The following is a 17882-nucleotide window of genomic DNA, read 5'->3' on the forward strand; positions in this document are numbered from 1 at the left end:
ATCCTTGGAATAGGTAAAATTTCGCCTCCCAAGCGGGAATAGCTCAGTTGGTAGAGCGCAACCTTGCCAAGGTTGAGGTCGCGAGTTCGAGTCTCGTTTCCCGCTCCAGATTCAAGAAAAACGCTCCCGCAAGGGAGCGTTTTTCGTTTGCGCGGCGGTGTCCGTGCAGATCAATCATCATCCTGCGCCGCCGCGCGCGAACGCATGCCGGTGATGCGCGCTTCTTCGCGTGCTACCTGGCGGTCCGCAAACCACTCCTGCACATCCCCTGCGAAGCTCGCCGGGCGCCCCTTGCCCTGCACGCCCTCGGCAATCGAGGCCAGGCTGGAACGTGCCAGTTCTTCGCGCATGGCCTTCTGCGCGTTGATCATTACCGCGTGGATGCCGCACACGCCACGGTTGGCCCATCGCGGCGGGCTGCCATCGAACAGCGCACAGCGCCCACGGATTTCCTGGCAGTCGAACAGTGCCTTCTGCCCCTCAACGGCGTCGACCACATCCAGCACGCTGATGTCTTCGGGCGCACGCGCCAACTGGTAGCCGCCACGGATACCACCAGTGGACTCAACGATGCCGGCCTTCTCCAGCTTGGGGAAGATCTTTGCCATGAAGGCCGCAGGCACGCCCTGCAGTTCGGCCAGGTCGCGGCTGCTGGGACGTTGTTCCAGCGGCGGGACCAGCCAGAGCAGGCAGTGCAGGGCGTACTCGACGCCCGTTCCGATGTGGGCCATGGAACCGGTCCAGGAAAATATAACGCGGACTATAGGGGCCTGAGTTACCCGCCGCAACCCTTCGGAGCTTCATGCAGATCTTTGATTTCATTGGCGTTGTGGCTGGGGAAGGGCGTAGGGCAGGTAGGTGCTGGCCTGAACGGTGCCGCCATCAGGTGCTTGCACCACATAACGCGGACTCATATGATCCGTGTTATGTGGTGCGTCGCTACAGCACATCACCCACGCCCGTGCCGACCGCGCATGAAGGCGCCTGAACCCCGATTCCCAGAAGGATTTCCCTCCGTGTCTCAACGCATTCTTGTCATCGGCGCCGGCTTTGCCGGCATGTGGAGCGCGCTCGCCGCCGCCCGTCTTCTCGACCAGGCCGCGCGCCATGATGTGGAGGTCGTGCTGGTTGCGCCGTCGCCGGAACTGCATGTGCGCCCGCGCCTCTACGAAAAGGGACCGGAGCGCATGAAGGCGCCGCTGCAGGCCATCTTCGATGCCGTGGGCGTGCGCTACCTTGCCGGCCGCGTCGAACACATCGACGTCGCCAACCAGCAGGTGCAGGTGGTGGGCACGGGTGCCGATGCCGCAGCGCAGACGCTGCACTACGACCGCCTGGTGCTGGCCGCCGGCAGTCGCCTGAACTGCCCGCCCATCCCCGGCTTGCAGCAGCACGCCTTCAACGTCGATCAGATTGCCGATGCGGCGCGCCTGCAGGCGCACGTGGAAGGTCTTGCTGATCGCCCGCACAGTGTTGCCCGCAATACGGTGGTGATTGCAGGCGCAGGTTTCACTGGCATTGAAACGGCGGCCGAAATGCCCGCGCGCCTGCGCGAGGTGCTGGGTGCCGATGCGGCCGTGAACGTCATCATGGTCGAGCGCGCCGATGCGCTGGGCCCGGACCTGGGGGAGGGGCCGCGACCGGTCATCACCCAGGCCCTGACCGAACTAGGTGTGTCCTGGCGCCTGGGCTCGGGCGTCGCCTGCGTGGACGCCGACGGTGTCACTCTGGAGAACGGTGAACGTATCGACGCGGCCACCATTGTGTGGACGGCCGGTGCACGTGCCAGTGCGTTGACTGCTCAGATTCCCGGCCAGCACGACGCGGTGGGTCGCCTGCACGTGGACCGCACTCTCAAGGCGAAGGGTGTCGACGCGGTGTTCGCCACTGGCGACTGCGCGCATGCCGCCACCGATGACGAGGGCAACGTGGCGATGATGTCCTGCCAGCACGCGATGAACCTGGGGCGCTCCGCCGGACACAACGCCGCGGCTGACCTGATCGGGGAAGCGACGATTCCGTATGCGCAGCCCAAGTACGTGACCTGCCTGGACCTGGGGCCGTGGGGTGCTGTCTACACCGAGGGCTGGGATCGACAGGTGGTGCTGTCCGGCGCTGAAGCCAAGGCGCTCAAGACCCGGATCAACACCGAATGGATCTACCCGCCCAGTGGTGAGCGTGCTGAGATCCTGGCGTCGGCGGATCCGCTGCGGATTGTTGTGGCCTGACGGCGTTGGGAACTCGAGAATGGCGCTCGCAAAGGGGGCGTCATTCTTCTGGATCATCCAGCATCGCGCCAATCGGCTTCTGGGCATGGAGGATCCGCTGCGGGCATGGCTGACCATCAATCTCACGCCAGGCCACCTCATGCGGTCCAACTAATTTCATCGATTGAACCTGCCTTCGATGATTCGATGGATGCGTGATCGAGGGAGATGCTGTTTGACTTCCTTTCATCAATTTCAAGCTGGTTCCTGAAGTTGACGCTTATCGGGAGCGAGTTCGCCTTCTCGCTCAGTTCCCTTGTGACCAGGGTCGTGCTTGTTCCAGAACTTTTTGTCAGTTCTTCTATTGCCAAGTTGAAGATGTGGTCACCTTCAACGTTGCTCAGGATGTACTCAAGATCGCCTGTATCTCTCTTTCTTATGAACGAGAGAAGCAAGTGAAGCGAAAGGATAAACTGTTGGCCGAGATGATCGGCTTCAGTGCATTCATCTTCACGCGGTACGCTGTTCGAGTTGAGATACTTCCTGAGTGTCTTCTTCGTGGTGAAACTCGGAGGGGAGCCTGTTTCGACGGTAATCCATAGTGCGTCAAGGAACGCTCGTGCCGGTTCCTCTGAGTAGTAGGAGGTGCGCCGGAAAAGGTGAGCGAGGCGCTCGGTCGAGTAGAGGGCTTTCAATAGCTCTCGGCAGTGGTTTTCTGTCAGTTTCGTTTGCACTTCTTCCTGGCGCGCCTGTGGCAGTACTGAGCGGTCGGGCGACTATCGATGAGCGTCCCGGTGCCGTCCATGCAACTTGTCTGAAATGGGCCTGCCACTCAGGGCTATTCATGGCTTCATCCCCACTTCACCGCCACCCCATCACCTCACCGCGCAGTCGTTCGAAGCTGCATCTCCAATCCTCCAGGGCGATGCAGCAATGCCTCACACTCCCTCCGCCTACGACCACGATGTGGTCATCGTCGGCGCCAGTTTCGCCGGTGCCGCCTGCGCACTGGCTGCCACCCAATACGGCCTGCGTGTCTGCGTGCTGGAACGCAAGGCTGACCCCGGCGAGCGCCTGCACACCACCGGCATCGTGGTGAAAGAGGCAATAGAGCAGACCTGGCTGGGGCGCATGCCCGAACATCTGGTGCAACGTGTCGCAAACGTACGCTTGTACTCGCCCAACCTGCGCAGCGTATTGCTGGCCGCGCCGGGCTATTACTTTCTCACCACCGATACACCGAACCTGATGCGCTGGCTGGCCAGCGAACTGCGCGCGAACGGTGTCGATCTGCGCCTGCAGCAGTCCTTCACCGACGCCGATCTCAGTGGCGATGGCTGGCAGGTGGAAGGGGCAGGGCGGTGCGCCTATCTGGTCGGCGCCGACGGTGCACGCTCACGTGTTGCCCAGCGCGCCGGCCTCGGCCAGGTGCATGACAACCTCTACGGCGTAGAACGTGAGTTCGCTGGCTTGCAGGTGACGCAGGGCGATGCGCTGCATTGCTTCGTCAGCAAGCGCTACGCGCCGGGCTACATTGGCTGGGTTGCGCAGAATCCAACCGGCCTGCAGGTCGGGCTGGCGCTGCGTCACGATCCGCAACGGGTGAGGCCGCCGGACATTGAGGGTTTCCTCGACCACGTGCGCGATGTGGTTGGCATTCCACCTTCGGCGCGTCCCTCGGCTACCCGCGCAGGACTGGTGCCCTGTGGCCGGCCGGATGGGCCGATCACCGGCCAACGCGTGATCCTGACCGGTGACGCGGCGGGCATCGTCTCGCCGCTCTCCGCCGGGGGCATCCACTCCTCCTGGCGGCACGGCTGGGCGGCAGGCGAGGCGATTGCCCGCCATCTGCGTGGGCAAGGGCCGGAAGCGGAACGGGTGGCGCGGCAGGTGGCGCCGGCATTCCATGGCAAGCGCCTGCTGCGCTGGGCGATGGATCATCTGCAGGCCGACTGGCCGCTCAACGCACTGCTGCACACGGCGACCACGCGCCGCATCGCCGAGCAGGTCTACTTCCACCGCCGTGGCCTGCGAACCTGAGGTATCGGTCCTCGGGGCCTGAACGCCGCCCCACAATGCAGGCGAAAATTCCTGTTGACGCCGTGCAGCAATATCGACACAATAGCGCTCCTTCGACGCAGGTCGAACGAAATCTGCGGGAATAGCTCAGTTGGTAGAGCGCAACCTTGCCAAGGTTGAGGTCGCGAGTTCGAGTCTCGTTTCCCGCTCCAGATTCAAGAAAAACGCTCCCGCAAGGGGGCGTTTTTCGTTTGTCACACCGGTTGCACCACTGCCGCGCTAGCGTGGCTTGCCGGGCAGGGCGTTGCACCAGGTCCGGGCATCCTGCCGGTCGAAACGGGGGCAGCGGTTGTCCTGCGGAATGTAGACGTAGGGAACGTCATCGTCGTAGGTGAAGTGGTAGTAGTAGCTCCGGTCCTTCCCGTACAACCAGTAGTTCGATGAGCCCTGGTTGATGGCATACGGCTCGAAGGTGAGGATCGAGGATTCACCGGGAATGAAGTTGCTGCGCTCCATCAGTAGCTGCAGGGCGTTCGAGACCAGTGGGGTGGTCAGGACGAGCACGATCACACCGACAGCCGCTGTCGTGATCGAGCCAATCAGCAGCCAGCGGCGGGGGTGTTTCACGGTCGGGCAGCATCGAAGCAGGACAGTGCTGCAATGTGCAATACGCCGTGAAAGTCGTCCAGTGTTCCGTGCCGGGAACGCATTGAAAGCGTAGTGAAAGACTGGGTCGGCGTTGCCTGAACCGCACGCGTGCTGTGACCTTTTTCGGACGATTTCTCCATGTTCGCTCCACAATCGCACGGTAGCCTTCATGCTCCTTCTACACGTTGGCGGGCTGGTGGTCAGGCGTATCACTTCAGTGGCAGTGCCCAGGACCGGGCGCGGACTCTCCCTGTATGCAGTGCTGCGCCCTGGTGCGTTGTTGGCAAGCCTGGCCCTGGCCGGCTGCATGTCGGTGCCTGTGCCAGACCTGCCTGACCGCACGCCCAGCACCTGGACCCAGGTGCCGCAGGGGCGGGGCGTGGCGGTGGATGCCAGGCAGTGGTGGAAAGTGCTGTCCGACCCGGCGCTGGATGGCCTGGTCGATCAGGCGGTCGCCGGCAACCTGGACCTGCAGCAGGCGACCCTTCGCCTGCAGGCCGTACGCATCGTCGCCGGCACGTCCGACTCGCGTTTCCTGCCGGAAATCTCGGCCAGCGCCAAGCAGGTGCAGGACGCCGCCGCCGTCGATACCTACTTCCATGCCGGCATCGAAGCGATCTGGGACCTGGGCCTGTTCGGCGCCGCCGAGAGTGCGCAGCTGAGCGCGCAGGCCTCGGCCGGCAATGCCGAGGCGCTGCGCAATGCCGCGCAGGTGGCGGTGATTGCCGACGTGGTGCGCAGCTATCTGGACCTGACCGTGGCACAGGCCCAGCAGGACCTGCTGGCCCGGCAGCAGACCGTGGATGACCGTGGCGAACAGTTGGCCCTGGTCCGCCAGCGCCTGCGCCTGGATGAGCCAGGTGAGCTGGATCGCCTGCGTGCACGCCAGGCCACCACCCGCGCCGCCATCGCACAGGCGCGGGAAAACGCCGACAACGCGGCCCGCGCGCTGGCATTGCTGCTGGGCCGTGACGGTCCGGATCCGGCCTGGCGCGCCTATCGCACGCCGCCGAAGCTGGGCACGTTCTCGCTGCAGCAGGTGCCCGCCGATCTGCTGCGCCACCGTCCGCAGATCCTGCTGGCCGAATCGGAGGTAATGCAGGCTGCGGCCAGCAAGGGCTCTGCGCGCGCCGCGATGTATCCGCGGGTCAGCCTTGGCGGCTCCATCCTGTACGCCTACAACCTTACCCAGAACGCGCGCTCCAATTCCGACTCCAGTCCGTCAATCGGCCCGTACGTCGATATTCCACTGTGGGACTGGGGCCAACGCCGCGCGCGTTTCCATGCCGATGAGAAGCAACTGGACGCCGCATTGCTCGGCTACCGCAAAGCTGTGCTGGAAGGCGTGAGCGAAGTGGAAGGCGCGCTCGGCAGCCTTGCACGCCAGGACAGCAGCATCCAGTCGCTGCGTGTGGCCAACGATGCCGCCGGACAGCAGGTCAAGCGCCAGGCCCGACAGGTGCAGCTCGGCCTGTCCAGCGAATTCGATGGTCTCGACACGCAGCGTGCCGCACTGGCATCGCAGGCGGATCTGATCGGTGCGCAGGGTGCACGCGTGCTCGCGTTTGCTTCGCTGTACCGCGCGCTTGGCGGCGCACCGCTGCCGGCTGAGGGCGAACAGCAATGATCGCGCTGGCCCGAAAGACCTTGGCCTATGAGTGGCGCCGGTTCTTGCCGGTAGTGCTGGCGATGTGTTTCGCCGGCGTGCTGCTGATCGTGCAGGCCGCACTGGTGCTGGGCATCTTCGGTACCGCCGCGATCTACGTGAAGGCATCGTCGGCCGATATCTGGGCCGGTTTTCCCGGTACCCAGAGCGTCAACTACGGCCATGCGATCAGTGCCGATGTGGAAAGCCACCTGCGCATGGACCCGGATGTCACCCGCGTCGAGCCCTACGAATGGGTCGATGGCGAGTGGCGCTCCAGTGCGCAGGGTACCGGCAACGTGTCGGTGTACCTGTCCGGCATCTCCACCCGCGACGACGCAATGATGTTCGCGCGCATCCTGCCCGCCGACCTGCGCGCGCAGTTGCGCGAACCGGGTGCGGTGATCGTCGACAGCGCCGATCTGGATACGCTCGGCGTGGACCTGCAGAACAGCCGTGCCTGGATCAATGGCAAGGCCGTGCGTGTGGTTGCCGCGCAACCAGGCCTGCGTGGCCTTGGTGGTGTCAATGTGCTGGCTTCGCTGGATACCGCGCGCGCCATCGCCGGTACCGACCCACATGAGGGCAGTACCTACTTCGTGGCGGGCCTGCGCTCGCCCGATCTGGCTGACCGGGTGCGAGACCGCTTGTCCGCGTCGATGGGCCAGGCCACGCCAGTCGAGTTATGGACCGCGCCGGAGTTCGCCAGCCGCTCGCAGCAGTACTGGCTGTTCGATACCGGTGCCGGCATCGCGGTGTTGTTCATGGCCGTCATCGTCTGCTTCGTCGGCGCGGTGATCACCAACCAGTCGTTCGCGTCGGTGGTGGCCGGCTCGGTGCGCGAGTACGCTACGCTCAATGCACTCGGTGCCGGCCGCTATGCGCTGGCACGGGTGGTGTTCGAGCAGGCGTTGCTGATCGGCGGCGTGGGCATGTTGCTGGCGGCGGCGTTCAGTACCGTGGTGCTGTTGATCGCGCAGACCCAGCGTGTGCCGGTGCAGCTGACACCAATGGTGATCCTCGGCTGCGTGGCACTGGTCGCGGTGATGGCCATGCTCTCCAGCATCATGGCGGTACGCAGTGTCGTCCGCTCCGATCCATCGTTGCTGCTGCGTTGAGGACCGGCCGATGACTTCCATACGCGCCGTCGCCCCGACTCTGCGGGCCGATGCACTTGAAAAGGGCTTCATGTCAGGTGACGTGCAGGTGCCGGTGCTGCGCGGCCTGTCGCTGGACATCTATCCTGGCGAGCTGACCCTGGTATCGGGCCCGTCGGGTTGCGGCAAGAGCACGCTGTTGTCGCTGCTGTCTGGCCTGTCCGCGCCCGATGGTGGCCGCGTGCACGCGCTCGGCCAGGATGTGGGGCACATGAGCCGCAGCGAGGTGGAGCGCTTCCGCCTGCACCATGTCGGCTTCGTGTTCCAGGGCTTCAATCTGTTCCCGGCACTGACCGCGCTGGAGCAGGTGCAGTTGCCACTGGGCTATCGCGGCATGAGCAATCGTGAAAGCGAACCGCTGGCCCGCAGGGCACTGGAAGAGGTGGGCCTCAGCCACCGCAGCCACATGCGCCCGGCGCAGCTGTCCGGCGGCGAGAAGCAGCGCGTGGCGGTGGCCCGCGCCTTCGCCAAGTCGCCGACACTGATCTTCGCCGACGAACCCACCAGCGCGCTGGACGCCGAGAATGGCCAGCGCGTGATCGACATCCTGCATCGCTACGCACGTGCGCATGGCGCCACGGTGCTGTGCGTGAGCCACGATCCGCGCCTGATCCGGCATGCCGATCGGGTGATCGCCATGGAAGACGGCATGGTCCGTGAGGACCGCCGCCAGAACGAAACTGTAGAGTCCGCCCCATGACCAAGACGTCGCACCTGCTTCCCCTCAGCCTGGCCCTGTCCGCGGCATTGCTGCTCGGTGCCTGTTCCAAGGACGCGCCCGCGCCTGCACCTGCGCCTTCAGGCAAGGCCGATGCCGCCGCCGGCAAGGTCGCGGTCGCGCGCGGCATCATCGATGTCGAGGGCGGGCTGATCGCGTTGGCGCCGCCGGTGGATGGCTCGATCACTGCCGCGCCGGTGAAGGAAGGCGCCACGGTGAAGAGGGGACAGCTGTTGCTGTCGCTGGATGGTGCCCTGCTGCAGCAGGAGGTGGCGATGGCCACCGCCGATCTCGCCTTGGCCAATGACCGCCTGAAGGGCAGCCAGGCGCAGCTGCGCGAACTGGAGCGCAACGCTACCCGCCTGTCCACGGGTGCCAGCGAGGGCGTGTCGTCCAATCAGCAGGCCGATGCAGCCAAGCAGCAGCTGGCCGGTGTGCGCGCCGATGTCGACGTGGCCGGTGCGCAGGTCGACATGGCCCAGCACAAGCTGGAACACGCCAGGCTGAAACTGCAGCAGATGTCGCTGAGCGCGCCGGAAGCCGGCACCGTGGTCGGCCAGGTGCCGGGCCTTGGCGCATTCGTGCAGGCCGGCAAGCCGGCGATCTCGCTGCTACCGGCGCGTCCGCTGCAGGTGCGTGCAGAACTGAGCGCCGCCTATGCCGATGCCGTGCAGGTCGGCATGAAGGCTACCGTCGTGCCGGATAGCGATGGCGCCGAAAACACCGGCACGCTGCCTGCTGCGCGCGTGGTGCGCATCAGCCCGGTGTTCGCGCAGGCACGCCTGCCTGAAGACGCAGGGCGCGGCGTGGCCAAGGTGGTGGAGTGCGTGCTGGAGTTCGATGGCGAGGCCAAGGCGCGCTTCGGCCAGCATGTGCGGGTGGAGTTCCGGAAGTAGGCCTAGCGTTGCAGTGGGGCCGCCTCCGCACGCCCTCGGCGCCTGAGCGCCCGCCATGCGCTCACTGCCGACACCACGCACAGCGCCAGCAGCAGTCCCACGTCCAGCAGCAGCAACCACAGCAGATGCATGCCGTGCACCGGCGGCTGGTGCATGGCCGACAGCATCCACGGCACCGACCACGCCAGCAGCAGGGCGAAGGCAATCAACAGGCGCAGCCACAGTCGTTTCAGTTTCCAGGGACGCACGATCAAGGCGGCCACGACCAGTTCAACCGTGCCCAGCAACGCGAACACGATGACGGTGCTGGTCGGGTAGGGCAGCTCTGCGCCTTCCAGTCGGTGCAGCAACCAGTAGTCCGGGGTGAAGCCGGCATTGACCAGCGCAGCGATCAGCGCCAGCCAGGTCAGCGCGACCAGCAACCAGAACAGGCGGACGTAGCGTCTAGGCATCGGCGGTGTCCGTGGTGGCAGGCAGGCGGTTGTGTGATGCATACCATGCGGATGTGACGATCGCGGCCAGTGCCAGCAGGCCGGGCCCGAGGGTGAAGTACAGCAGGCGCAGCGGGTGGTTGTGCATCAGCGTCCAGCTGGCGAACGCCAAGGGGATCGCCAGCACCAACAGCTTGGCGAACAGCGGCCGCAACACCGCGATCAGCGGCTGCGCGCAGAGGAACATCCAGAACAGATAGAACTGGGCGATGCCCAGCCCGATGTCGCGATGGGACGCGAAGCCGAAATGGTCGCGATACCAGTTCATCCCCAGCGGAATCAGTGCCCAGTACAGCAGCGCTACCAGCAGATGAAGCGCCAGGGCGATCAACAGGGGCTTGCCGCGAAGGAACATGGGCGAACGGGGCTGGGCGGGGCAGCGTACCCCAGTGCGGACGCCCGTGACCGCATGATGTGAAGACTGTTGACGGCGTGAAGGAATTTGGACACAATAGCGCTCCTTCGACGCAGGTCGAACGGAATCTGCGGGAATAGCTCAGTTGGTAGAGCGCAACCTTGCCAAGGTTGAGGTCGCGAGTTCGAGTCTCGTTTCCCGCTCCAGATTCTACAGGGCCCCGGTAGGGGCCTTGTTTTTCTCCCGCCACGGCAAGGCGGGGCACGTTGGGCCACAAGGCTTTACGCGCAGTCAGAAAGGTGAAATCGCTGGTGTGTGTTCCGGGTTTCCGGTACCATGGCGGCTTATGCGGGAATAGCTCAGTTGGTAGAGCGCAACCTTGCCAAGGTTGAGGTCGCGAGTTCGAGTCTCGTTTCCCGCTCCATGTTCCGACAGGCCCCATCATGGGGTTTTGTCTTGTCAGGGCTCCGTTCCTGGCGTGCAGTACGTTGGCCTCATGGCAGAGTGGCTATGCACCGGATTGCAAATCCGTTTACAGCGGTTCGATTCCGCTTGAGGCCTCCAATTGAAAAGCCCTGACTCCGGTCAGGGCTTTTTTTTGTATTTGATGGATGCCGACTCTGCCAGCTTGGGCGACGGAACAGGAGCTGGAGCCCGTGTCGTAAGGTCCCGAGGTGCAATGCCGTGGGCAGAGTCGAGGGCTGGCAGTACGAAAAGACAGGGCAGCAGTCCCTGCCGCCCTGAAACACATGAAAGTGAGGTGTTGCACAGGCCCCACGAGAGAGAGCATGTGGACGTTCGTGCGCCAGTCGCCGGACTGAACCTGTCAGCCCGTTGGAAAGTCGGCATGGCGGTGGATCAACTTCCACTCGTCGTCGACGTTGCGGAAGACCTCGGTCACTCTGATGGTCACCTTGGTTGTGGCATCGCGGCCGGCCAGTTTGACGGCCGCAATCTGGTGTCCTGTCCAGAAGGCGAGATCACCCTCGGCCTGGTGCAGGACATCGATTCGGCTTGTCCCCCCCGGCTGGAAAAGCGTCGAATCGCGCGCATATCGTGCTGCAACGTCCTCGGCGCCGGAGATGCTGTCTCCGCTGGGGCTGTGAAATGTGGCTTGCCCGTCTTTGCTCAGAAGAGCGTCCAACGGGGCCGCATCGCCGTTGCAGAACGCGGACGCTGCGCAGGCACGTCGGGAAAGGAATGAAGCAAAGCTTGCTGCTGTCATTGGTGGATTTCCTGTTGCTGTCATTGGGAATCTGACGGCTACGCTGCGGAACGGAAGGCGCTGCGTCCGTGGCTGACATGCAGGGCCAGAACAGCAACGCGCTCGCCAAGATGGCGCGCCGTAGCCAGATCAGATTCCGGTGGTGCGGTTTCCGCCGTTTCATCGACATTGGACTGCGCCGCAGCGCCCAGCCAGAACCCGAGGCGATTGAGGTCATTCGGAGAGCCACTCGCTGAGTTGTTCGAGGCGGGCAAAGCCATGTTGACCCAGTGCATGCCGTGCTGTGCAGCGAAAACAGCCAGCTGGATCAACGTTCCGAGTTTGTCGCCCGCATGCGCGCCGGAGTTGGTGAAGCCCGCGGCGATCTTGTTCTGCCACGCGGCGCCTTTGGACATCACCTCGGGTGAGGTCACTTCCTGAAATGCCTTGAAGGCAGCTGAGACGTTGCCCATATAGGTGGGCGTGCCGAAGATGATCCCGTCCACCAGGGCCAGATCATCCCAGTGACGTTGTGCTTCTTCGACGGTGTACAGAACGGCTTCGGCGCCTGGCACCTGCTCCACTCCCTCTCGCACGGCCTTGGCCTGCCGTGCTGTGTGGCCATAGGTGCTGTGGTAGACAACGGCTATTCGAACGCTGGACATCTTGAACTCCAAGGAAAATGAACCCCTTGCGTTTCTGCAAGGCGCACGGGACCGATGAGGCTTCGAGTGGAAGCCTCAGCAGGAAAGATTCAGAACGGCTTGAAATCAGCTGGCGAAAGCGCCTGCGACAATTTCAAGGCGATAGAGGAAGCGACGCCACGCCTCGCCCATACGTGTGTAACTGAGCGCAGACGTGGAGGGGAAACCGGACTGCTCCATGAGCAGACGTGTCCCGTTGCCTTCAGGCAGGAGTGTCCAGGTCACCGTGGTCTTCAGGCCGCTTGTGGACTCCGACCCATCTCCCCAGTGATACACCAGCAGCCGGGGAGGCTCTACCGCGACGACCTGGCAATGGGTTACTCCCGACCACCCTGGCAGGGGCGTTGCGCGCAACGTGAAACGGCGACCGACTTCGGGAACGAAGTCGTTGGCCATCAGCCACTCTTCGATAAGCCAGGACTGAGTCAACGCGCGCCATACCTTTTCCGGGGGATGCGGTAGCGTCCGTTCGAAGACCAGGCTATGTACATCCGGCGACGTGTTCATGAGTCCATCCTGTCCAGCAGGCTGGACAGGGCATCGAGACGTCCGTTCCAGAAGTCGCTGTACACCTTGAGCCAGTCCACCAGAGGAGAAAGTCCGCCAGGTGCAATCTGGTAATAGGTTTCGCGCCCGTCTTTGCGGCCCTCGACGAGCCCTGCCTGCTTGAGCACGGCCAGATGCTTGGAGACGGCGGGCTGGGAAATGCCCGCGAACTCGGTGAGGTTGCCCACCGTCTGTTCTCCCTCCCGGGCCAGGCGCTGGAAGATTCCGCGCCGTGTGGATTCCCCGAGTGCGCTGAACAGCGCATGGGTTGTGTCATGTTCCATCGCCCGCTCTCATCTCAATTCATAGCCAATTGGTTATGCGTTAATTTATAACCATGGAGTTATGAGTCGTCAATAGGCGGTTGCAGCGTCCGAGTAAAACAAGTCCGACCATTCAGCCTGAACCCGGCCGTACAGGCTTGGCGCTCACCGCTCAAGGAGGGTGCTGAGATTGCTCAGGGCGCTTCAATCCGGTTCTCCGTGACCTGGACCGGCATCCAACGATGGCTACAGCCGGGCCAGCGCCTGCACCGTGGCTTGCGTCAGCGGCTGGGGCAGGGCATCCAGTGCGAACCAGCCCAGCCCGGTCTGCACACCCGGCTCCTGGATGGAAGCCTGGGCACCCGCAGGTGCCCGTGCCTCGAAGATCGGCGCGACCCAGTGCTGCGCAAGCGCCGGCTCGAAATGATCGGCCACGCACAGCAGGCGCAGCAGCTGCACTTCCAAGGCGGTCTCCTCGCAGACTTCGCGGACCACAGCAGCCTCCACCGTTTCCATCCAGTCGACTTTGCCGCCGGGCAGGCCCCAATGCCCGCGCTCCGGATCGCGTCCGCGCTGGATCAGCAGGATGCGGCCGTCGGCATCACGGACGACGGCGCCGCATCCAACGCGGGGAATCTGCAGTTCAGTCATGGCGGAGAATGAAGAAGGGGCTGTCTTCATTCTTGCATGCACGTCGCATCAGGCGAACCCACGTTAGGCTGGGCACCTGTGCATCAACAACCTCACGGGTGCGTCGCATGCTTATCCGGCAACTCAGCGCTGACGACGCCGATATTCTCTGGCAAGCACGGTTGCAGGCGCTTCGCGAGTCGCCCGCTGCGTTCCTGTCCACGCTGGCCGAGGCGCAGAATGACTCGGCGGACGTGATGCGCGCCCAGCTTGCTGATCCTGGTACGCGCTACTTCGGCGCTTTCGTTGACGGCACGCTGGTGGGCTTCCTGCGTTACGTGCGCCCGGTGTGGATGGCGCGACGGCATACGGCGGAAGTGCACAGTGTCCACGTGGGGGCTGGCCATCGTGGCCAGGGTATCGCCCGTCAGCTTCTTCTTGCAGCGTTCGCGGCTGCGCGCGCGGAAGGCATTGAATCGCTCACCCTCACTGTGCTGGCGGACAATACTGCCGCACGCGCGCTGTATGAATCGGCGGGTTTCAGCGTATTCGGCACGGAGCCGGACGCGGTGAAGCGCGGAGATCGGTACATCGATATCGTCTGGTACCGGCGCTCCCTGCTCTGAGCAGATGCGAGCTCAGCGATACAGTTCGAACCGCGCTGCGATCGCGGCAGCAACGTCCTTGTTCTTCGACAGCGTTTCCGGGTGCATGGAGCCGATCAGACCAACGAGTCCCTTGGCCGGGTCGCCAAACAGGTACTCGCGACTGACTTCCCCGCGTACCACGCCGGCTTCGCGGTCCAGTGCCAGGATGCCTGCTGCGACGCTGGTGAGATCATCGGTGTTGCCCGGCCACCCGAGGATGGCCTTGTCGCGGGCGGTCAGCAGCCCTGCCAGATCGATCTCGCGCACGCTGCCTACAGCACGCGGTGGCGCTGCGGCAGTTTGGGCCTGAGATTGCGCGAGCAGCTGGGAGAACGGGGTCTGGGCGGTGGCGTCATTGCCGCTCAGGGCCTGTCGGGCGGTGTGCAGGGTGGCGGCCATGCCGGCTTCGATCTTCATCGTGGATCTCCTTGGGGTACCTGTCCTGAAGACAGGCAATTCCCATGCCACAACGCAAGTGGCGGGTCATGTTTTCGTGCCACGATGGGGCGGGACACTTGCTTATTCCACGAAGACAGGGCAATGCACGTTCAGGTATCCAGCTGGCAAGGTGTGGTGCTGGATCACCGTCACCAAGCGGTGGATCTGCTCCGCCAGGCGTTCCCGGACATGCAGGGCGACGGCTACGCCATTCCGGGGCCGGTCGCCCTGGTCCTGGCGATGGAAGGCGATCACGTGATCGCTCACCTTGCACTGTACGAACGCAACGTCTTGCTGGACGACGAACCGGAACGCATAGGCTTGATCGGCGGTGTGGTGGTGCGTGCTGACGCTCGCAGGAAGGGCGTCGCGTCACGCTTGATCGAAGCTGCGCACGCTGAACTGCGCCAGCGCGGGATCGATTTCGCGGTGTTGTTCGCCCTCGATCATCGGCACTACGCCTCGGCCGGATATGCGCCGATGCAGAACGAGACCTGCTTCATCGAAGACGGTCACGCGCGCCGTTTCGTCAATCGAGGCGGCATGGTGGCCGCGCTGGGAGAGCGCCGCTGGACCACGGCCGTGCTCGATCTGCAGGGTGAAACGGTCTAGAACGCTAGGCAGAGGCGCCCATGGGCGTCTCCGCGCGGAAGTTGCGCCCGACCGGTTCGCTCACGCCCAGGTAGTGGCGGAACAGGTAGATCAGCGGTTTCCAGTGCGCAACGTCGATGTGCTGGGTGCCAGCCACTGTGATCGCTTCGTGCGCATGCACGCAACGGATGCGGCCTTCGACGATCACGAAGCCCTGGCCGTCATCCTCGCCGGGCGGGTGCATCGCCATCACGCTGACTTCCACCTGCAGCGGGCACTCGGCAATCGCCACCGGCGCGACATGCGTCGAGTCGACCGCGCTGAATCCACCCAGTGCGAACTTGTCGCGGACGTGCACGTAGCCCATCGCCTGTTTGGCGGCCGGTACCGGCTCGCAGCCGGTTGCCCGTGCGATCGCCTCGACCTGTGCGGCCTGTGCGGAGGACGGGAAGTTCAGTACGCACTCGTTGCGCAGCTGCAGGTTGCAATAGCCCTGACCCTGCACGCCGAGGCCCAGCACCACCCGGTTGCCCAGGGCCCAGAACGAAGACAGCGGACTGATGTTGCTGCTGCCATCGTCGTTCAGCGTGGTCATCAGCAGCACCGGCGTGCCCGGGTACAGGACCGAAGGGGTGATGCGGCGGCGGGGGATCGGGGCAGTTTTCACGGCAGGCCTTGCGCTATCGGGGTGTCCACTGTGCCTTGGCACCGGGTGCCGACGCTTCGGCCTGCATCGAACTGTCGGCCCGCAACGGCATGCCACAATGCAGGCATGGTCCACACCTCCGGTTCCCTTGTCAGCGTCGGTGCCCTGGTCGGTGACCAGGCGCGCGCATCCATGCTGCTGCAGTTGATGGATGGACGTGCGTATACCGCGACGGAGCTGGCACGCGTGGCCGGGGTGACATCGCAGACGGCGAGCACGCATCTGCGCAGGTTGGTCGAGGGCGATCTACTGGTCGCCGTCGCGCAGGGGCGCCACCGCTACCACCGGCTGGCCTCGCACGAAGTTGCCGACATGCTGGAGGGCATCCTGCGTGTTGCCGACCGCACGCCGTCCTGCACCGCTGCGGCATCACGCAGCATGCCGGCGTTGCGCCAGGCGCGCTCCTGTTATCGGCATCTGGCCGGCGTGCATGCGGTGGCGATCACCGACCGCTTGTTGCAGGCAGGACATCTGATCCCGCGCGAGGCGCATTGGCAGGTGAGTGTAGAGGGTGCAGCGTTCCTGCGGGAGCTTGGCCAGCCGCTGGCTGAGTTGCTGCGGCGTCCAGTGACGGTCAAGCCTGGGCGCTATTGCCGAGGATGCCTGGATTGCACCGAGCGGCGCCCGCATCTGGCTGGCCTGGTCGGCGAGGCGATGCTGGACAGCTTCGTGAAGAACGATTGGTTTCGGCGGATTGAGGGGCGACGCGAACTGCGGCTGACGCAGCTGGGGCGCGAAGCACTGTGGAAGCAGTTCGGCCTGGCGACATAAGTACCCCTCCAGTCTCATTCGCCCACGACATGGCAAGGCGCTATGGTCGAGCTCCAAGTCTTAGGGAGCTGCAATGGCGAGCAAGGACATGAACGATCGCGGCACGCTGGCGGTAGGCCAGCAATGAGCAAATCTTCTGTGGAAGTACGTTGGCTGACGTTCCGGCTGATGAACGGCCAGTCGATCGGGCCGGATCGGCTGAAGGATGGATGGGTGATTGCTTCGGAGACCCGCCACTGCGGGGTGCGCCGCGAGTCCATCGAAGGCGCGGGCATGGTCTACGCGCTGTATGCTCCGGCCAACCTGGCCTCACCGCGGCGCGCGGAGATGCGCATGCGCGAATTCCTGATGAGCTCCGGCTACACCTTCACCATGGGCACGCTGGGCGGCTGACGCCGCCCGTTGGGGTTACGGGCGCACGGTCAGTGCCTGGCCGAGCATGCCGATCGGACCGCGTGCATCGTGCAGCACGGTGCTGGTCAAGCCGAGACCCTGGTGGCCAAACGATACCGACGTGTCGAAGCCCAGCCACTCGCCTTCAGGCATGCCGAACAGGTGCGCGGTCAGATCGAGGTTGGGGAAGGCGACCTCCTTCGGATCGGCGCGCACGGCCATGCCATTGGACAGATCGAACAGGGTGGCGGCACGGGCCAGTGGACTGACCGGCTCGTCGTCCAGCAGCGCGTGCTTCGCGCGCGCCCAGTAGGTGGCACGGCCGGGCCCCTGGTCGTGCCGGCGGATCTCCACGCTCTTGATGAAACCACCTGGCCACACCGTACCTGGATCCCACGCGGGCATTGATTCCGGCGGTGCGATGGCAGCGATCGGCGTGCCGGCGATGGCCTGCGTATCGTTCGGGCGCATCAGCCACGCACGCACGCGCAGCGCCGGGCGATCGTCATGGCGCAGCGTGGCCTCCACCAGTTCGATGGTGCGACCGCCGCGCAGCACCTGTACCTCGGCGTCCATCGCTTCGATCGGGATGGTGCCGAGGATGTCGTAGGACAGGCGCGCGATCAGAAAACCGTGCCCACGCGCTGCGGCGTCGCGTTCCAGGTGGTGCGCCAGCAGCCCGATCGCCGGTGCGATGTGTTGTTCGCGGATGTTCCAGGCGCCGCCCGTGTGTTCGGTCGGCAGGTAGCGGGTGTCGCTCAGTCGTTCGAAGAAGGCCATCGTATGCGTTGTGTGAGCAGGGAGGGGAGGCGGCAGGAACTCCACCGGTCTCTGCATCGTAAGCGTTCGACAT

At 64.4% G+C, this 17882-nt stretch carries 23 protein-coding genes and 5 tRNA genes; 15 read left to right on the top strand and 13 right to left on the bottom strand.

Annotated elements, in window-relative coordinates; all coding sequences use genetic code 11:
- Positions 1-32 precede the first annotated feature (32 nt).
- A tRNA-Gly gene (locus tag EKL94_RS01935) sits at positions 33-108 on the top strand.
- Between the two features lie 62 nt (positions 109-170).
- Here EKL94_RS01935 and EKL94_RS01940 read toward each other — a convergent pair.
- Positions 171-731: an RrF2 family transcriptional regulator gene (locus EKL94_RS01940; RefSeq protein WP_126927770.1), complete on the bottom strand. Its 561-nt coding sequence runs from the start codon at positions 729-731 to the stop codon at positions 171-173.
- 285 nt (positions 732-1016) lie between these two features.
- Here EKL94_RS01940 and EKL94_RS01945 point away from each other — a divergent pair, with 285 nt between their 5' ends.
- Positions 1017-2228 (top strand): NAD(P)/FAD-dependent oxidoreductase, encoded by a 1212-nt coding sequence (locus tag EKL94_RS01945; RefSeq protein ID WP_126927771.1) that lies wholly within the window; start codon positions 1017-1019, stop codon positions 2226-2228.
- Between the two features lie 137 nt (positions 2229-2365).
- Here the strand turns inward: EKL94_RS01945 and EKL94_RS01950 are convergent, their stop codons facing one another.
- Positions 2366-2941 (bottom strand): hypothetical protein, encoded by a 576-nt coding sequence (locus EKL94_RS01950; protein WP_126927772.1) that lies wholly within the window; start codon positions 2939-2941, stop codon positions 2366-2368.
- A gap of 199 nt (positions 2942-3140) precedes the next feature.
- On the opposite strand from EKL94_RS01950, the gene EKL94_RS01955 reads away from it, so the two are divergent.
- Positions 3141-4247, top strand: a complete 1107-nt coding sequence (locus tag EKL94_RS01955) for an NAD(P)/FAD-dependent oxidoreductase (protein ID WP_126927773.1) — start codon at positions 3141-3143, stop codon at positions 4245-4247.
- 115 nt (positions 4248-4362) lie between these two features.
- Positions 4363-4438: transfer RNA gene (locus EKL94_RS01960), tRNA-Gly, on the top strand.
- 67 nt (positions 4439-4505) lie between these two features.
- On the opposite strand, the gene EKL94_RS01965 is transcribed toward EKL94_RS01960, so the two are convergent.
- Complete coding sequence (locus EKL94_RS01965) at positions 4506-4853, bottom strand: hypothetical protein (protein ID WP_260473357.1); 348 nt, start codon at positions 4851-4853, stop codon at positions 4506-4508.
- A gap of 190 nt (positions 4854-5043) precedes the next feature.
- Between EKL94_RS01965 and EKL94_RS01970 the strand changes: the two genes are divergently transcribed.
- The 4 genes from EKL94_RS01970 to EKL94_RS01985 are packed head-to-tail and all read left to right on the top strand — an operon-like array spanning position 5044 to position 9290.
- A complete protein-coding gene (locus tag EKL94_RS01970; protein ID WP_126927774.1) occupies positions 5044-6501 on the top strand; it encodes an efflux transporter outer membrane subunit in 1458 nt (485 codons plus the stop codon).
- Positions 6498-7637, top strand: coding sequence for an ABC transporter permease (locus EKL94_RS01975; protein WP_126927775.1), 1140 nt, complete (start codon positions 6498-6500; stop codon positions 7635-7637). The genes EKL94_RS01970 and EKL94_RS01975 overlap by 4 nt, the downstream gene beginning before the upstream one ends.
- Before the next feature lie 10 nt (positions 7638-7647).
- Positions 7648-8376: an ABC transporter ATP-binding protein gene (locus EKL94_RS01980; protein WP_126927776.1), complete on the top strand. Its 729-nt coding sequence runs from the start codon at positions 7648-7650 to the stop codon at positions 8374-8376.
- Entirely contained in the window at positions 8373-9290 is a 918-nt protein-coding gene (locus EKL94_RS01985) for an HlyD family secretion protein (RefSeq protein ID WP_126927777.1), read from the top strand. Before EKL94_RS01980 ends, EKL94_RS01985 begins: the two co-directional genes overlap by 4 nt.
- 2 nt (positions 9291-9292) lie before the next feature.
- On the opposite strand, the gene EKL94_RS01990 is transcribed toward EKL94_RS01985, so the two are convergent.
- Together EKL94_RS01990 and EKL94_RS01995 are read right to left on the bottom strand one after the other, a co-directional pair.
- A complete protein-coding gene (locus EKL94_RS01990; protein WP_126927778.1) occupies positions 9293-9742 on the bottom strand; it encodes a hypothetical protein in 450 nt (149 codons plus the stop codon).
- Complete coding sequence (locus tag EKL94_RS01995; RefSeq protein ID WP_126927779.1) at positions 9735-10136, bottom strand: hypothetical protein; 402 nt, start codon at positions 10134-10136, stop codon at positions 9735-9737. The genes EKL94_RS01990 and EKL94_RS01995 overlap by 8 nt, the downstream gene beginning before the upstream one ends.
- A gap of 130 nt (positions 10137-10266) precedes the next feature.
- Here EKL94_RS01995 and EKL94_RS02000 point away from each other — a divergent pair.
- The 3 genes from EKL94_RS02000 (at position 10267) to EKL94_RS02010 (ending at position 10700) form a co-directional block, all read left to right on the top strand.
- A tRNA-Gly gene (locus EKL94_RS02000) sits at positions 10267-10342 on the top strand.
- A gap of 142 nt (positions 10343-10484) precedes the next feature.
- Positions 10485-10560: transfer RNA gene (locus EKL94_RS02005), tRNA-Gly, on the top strand.
- A 66-nt stretch (positions 10561-10626) separates the two neighbouring features.
- Positions 10627-10700, top strand: a tRNA-Cys gene (locus tag EKL94_RS02010).
- A gap of 262 nt (positions 10701-10962) precedes the next feature.
- On the opposite strand, the gene EKL94_RS02015 is transcribed toward EKL94_RS02010, so the two are convergent.
- The 5 genes from EKL94_RS02015 to EKL94_RS02035 form a co-directional block, all read right to left on the bottom strand.
- Positions 10963-11361, bottom strand: coding sequence for a YybH family protein (locus EKL94_RS02015; RefSeq protein WP_185829977.1), 399 nt, complete (start codon positions 11359-11361; stop codon positions 10963-10965).
- A gap of 38 nt (positions 11362-11399) precedes the next feature.
- Positions 11400-12005 (bottom strand): flavodoxin family protein, encoded by a 606-nt coding sequence (locus EKL94_RS02020; RefSeq protein WP_126927781.1) that lies wholly within the window; start codon positions 12003-12005, stop codon positions 11400-11402.
- 105 nt (positions 12006-12110) lie between these two features.
- The gene (locus EKL94_RS02025) at positions 12111-12551 is read right to left on the bottom strand and encodes an SRPBCC family protein (protein ID WP_126927782.1); all 441 of its coding nucleotides are present in this window, start codon (positions 12549-12551) and stop codon (positions 12111-12113) included.
- Positions 12548-12874: an ArsR/SmtB family transcription factor gene (locus EKL94_RS02030; RefSeq protein WP_126927783.1), complete on the bottom strand. Its 327-nt coding sequence runs from the start codon at positions 12872-12874 to the stop codon at positions 12548-12550. The genes EKL94_RS02025 and EKL94_RS02030 overlap by 4 nt, the downstream gene beginning before the upstream one ends.
- Positions 12875-13099: 225 nt before the next feature.
- A complete protein-coding gene (locus tag EKL94_RS02035; protein ID WP_126927784.1) occupies positions 13100-13504 on the bottom strand; it encodes an NUDIX hydrolase in 405 nt (134 codons plus the stop codon).
- Between the two features lie 107 nt (positions 13505-13611).
- Here EKL94_RS02035 and EKL94_RS02040 point away from each other — a divergent pair, with 107 nt between their 5' ends.
- Positions 13612-14109, top strand: a complete 498-nt coding sequence (locus EKL94_RS02040; protein WP_126927785.1) for a GNAT family N-acetyltransferase — start codon at positions 13612-13614, stop codon at positions 14107-14109.
- A 12-nt stretch (positions 14110-14121) separates the two neighbouring features.
- Here the strand turns inward: EKL94_RS02040 and EKL94_RS02045 are convergent, their stop codons facing one another.
- On the bottom strand, positions 14122-14547 hold the full coding sequence (locus EKL94_RS02045; protein WP_126927786.1) for a hypothetical protein: 426 nt from the start codon (positions 14545-14547) through the stop codon (positions 14122-14124).
- Positions 14548-14703: 156 nt separating this feature from the next.
- On the opposite strand from EKL94_RS02045, the gene EKL94_RS02050 reads away from it, so the two are divergent.
- Positions 14704-15180 carry a GNAT family N-acetyltransferase gene (locus EKL94_RS02050; RefSeq protein ID WP_260473358.1) on the top strand — a complete coding sequence of 159 codons (477 nt, stop codon included), beginning with the start codon at positions 14704-14706 and terminating at the stop codon, positions 15178-15180.
- A gap of 4 nt (positions 15181-15184) precedes the next feature.
- Here the strand turns inward: EKL94_RS02050 and EKL94_RS02055 are convergent, their stop codons facing one another.
- Positions 15185-15826, bottom strand: a complete 642-nt coding sequence (locus tag EKL94_RS02055; protein ID WP_126927788.1) for a flavin reductase family protein — start codon at positions 15824-15826, stop codon at positions 15185-15187.
- A gap of 105 nt (positions 15827-15931) precedes the next feature.
- Between EKL94_RS02055 and EKL94_RS02060 the strand changes: the two genes are divergently transcribed.
- Positions 15932-16636 carry an ArsR/SmtB family transcription factor gene (locus EKL94_RS02060; RefSeq protein WP_126927789.1) on the top strand — a complete coding sequence of 235 codons (705 nt, stop codon included), beginning with the start codon at positions 15932-15934 and terminating at the stop codon, positions 16634-16636.
- Positions 16637-16759: 123 nt separating this feature from the next.
- Positions 16760-17029 (top strand): hypothetical protein, encoded by a 270-nt coding sequence (locus EKL94_RS02065; protein ID WP_126927790.1) that lies wholly within the window; start codon positions 16760-16762, stop codon positions 17027-17029.
- A gap of 15 nt (positions 17030-17044) precedes the next feature.
- Here EKL94_RS02065 and EKL94_RS02070 read toward each other — a convergent pair whose 3' ends face one another.
- Entirely contained in the window at positions 17045-17809 is a 765-nt protein-coding gene (locus tag EKL94_RS02070) for a thioesterase family protein (RefSeq protein ID WP_126927791.1), read from the bottom strand.
- Positions 17810-17882: the final 73 nt, after the last annotated feature.

It is taken from the genome of Stenotrophomonas maltophilia (assembly GCF_003970865.1).
Taxonomy (GTDB): domain Bacteria; phylum Pseudomonadota; class Gammaproteobacteria; order Xanthomonadales; family Xanthomonadaceae; genus Stenotrophomonas; species Stenotrophomonas maltophilia_AR.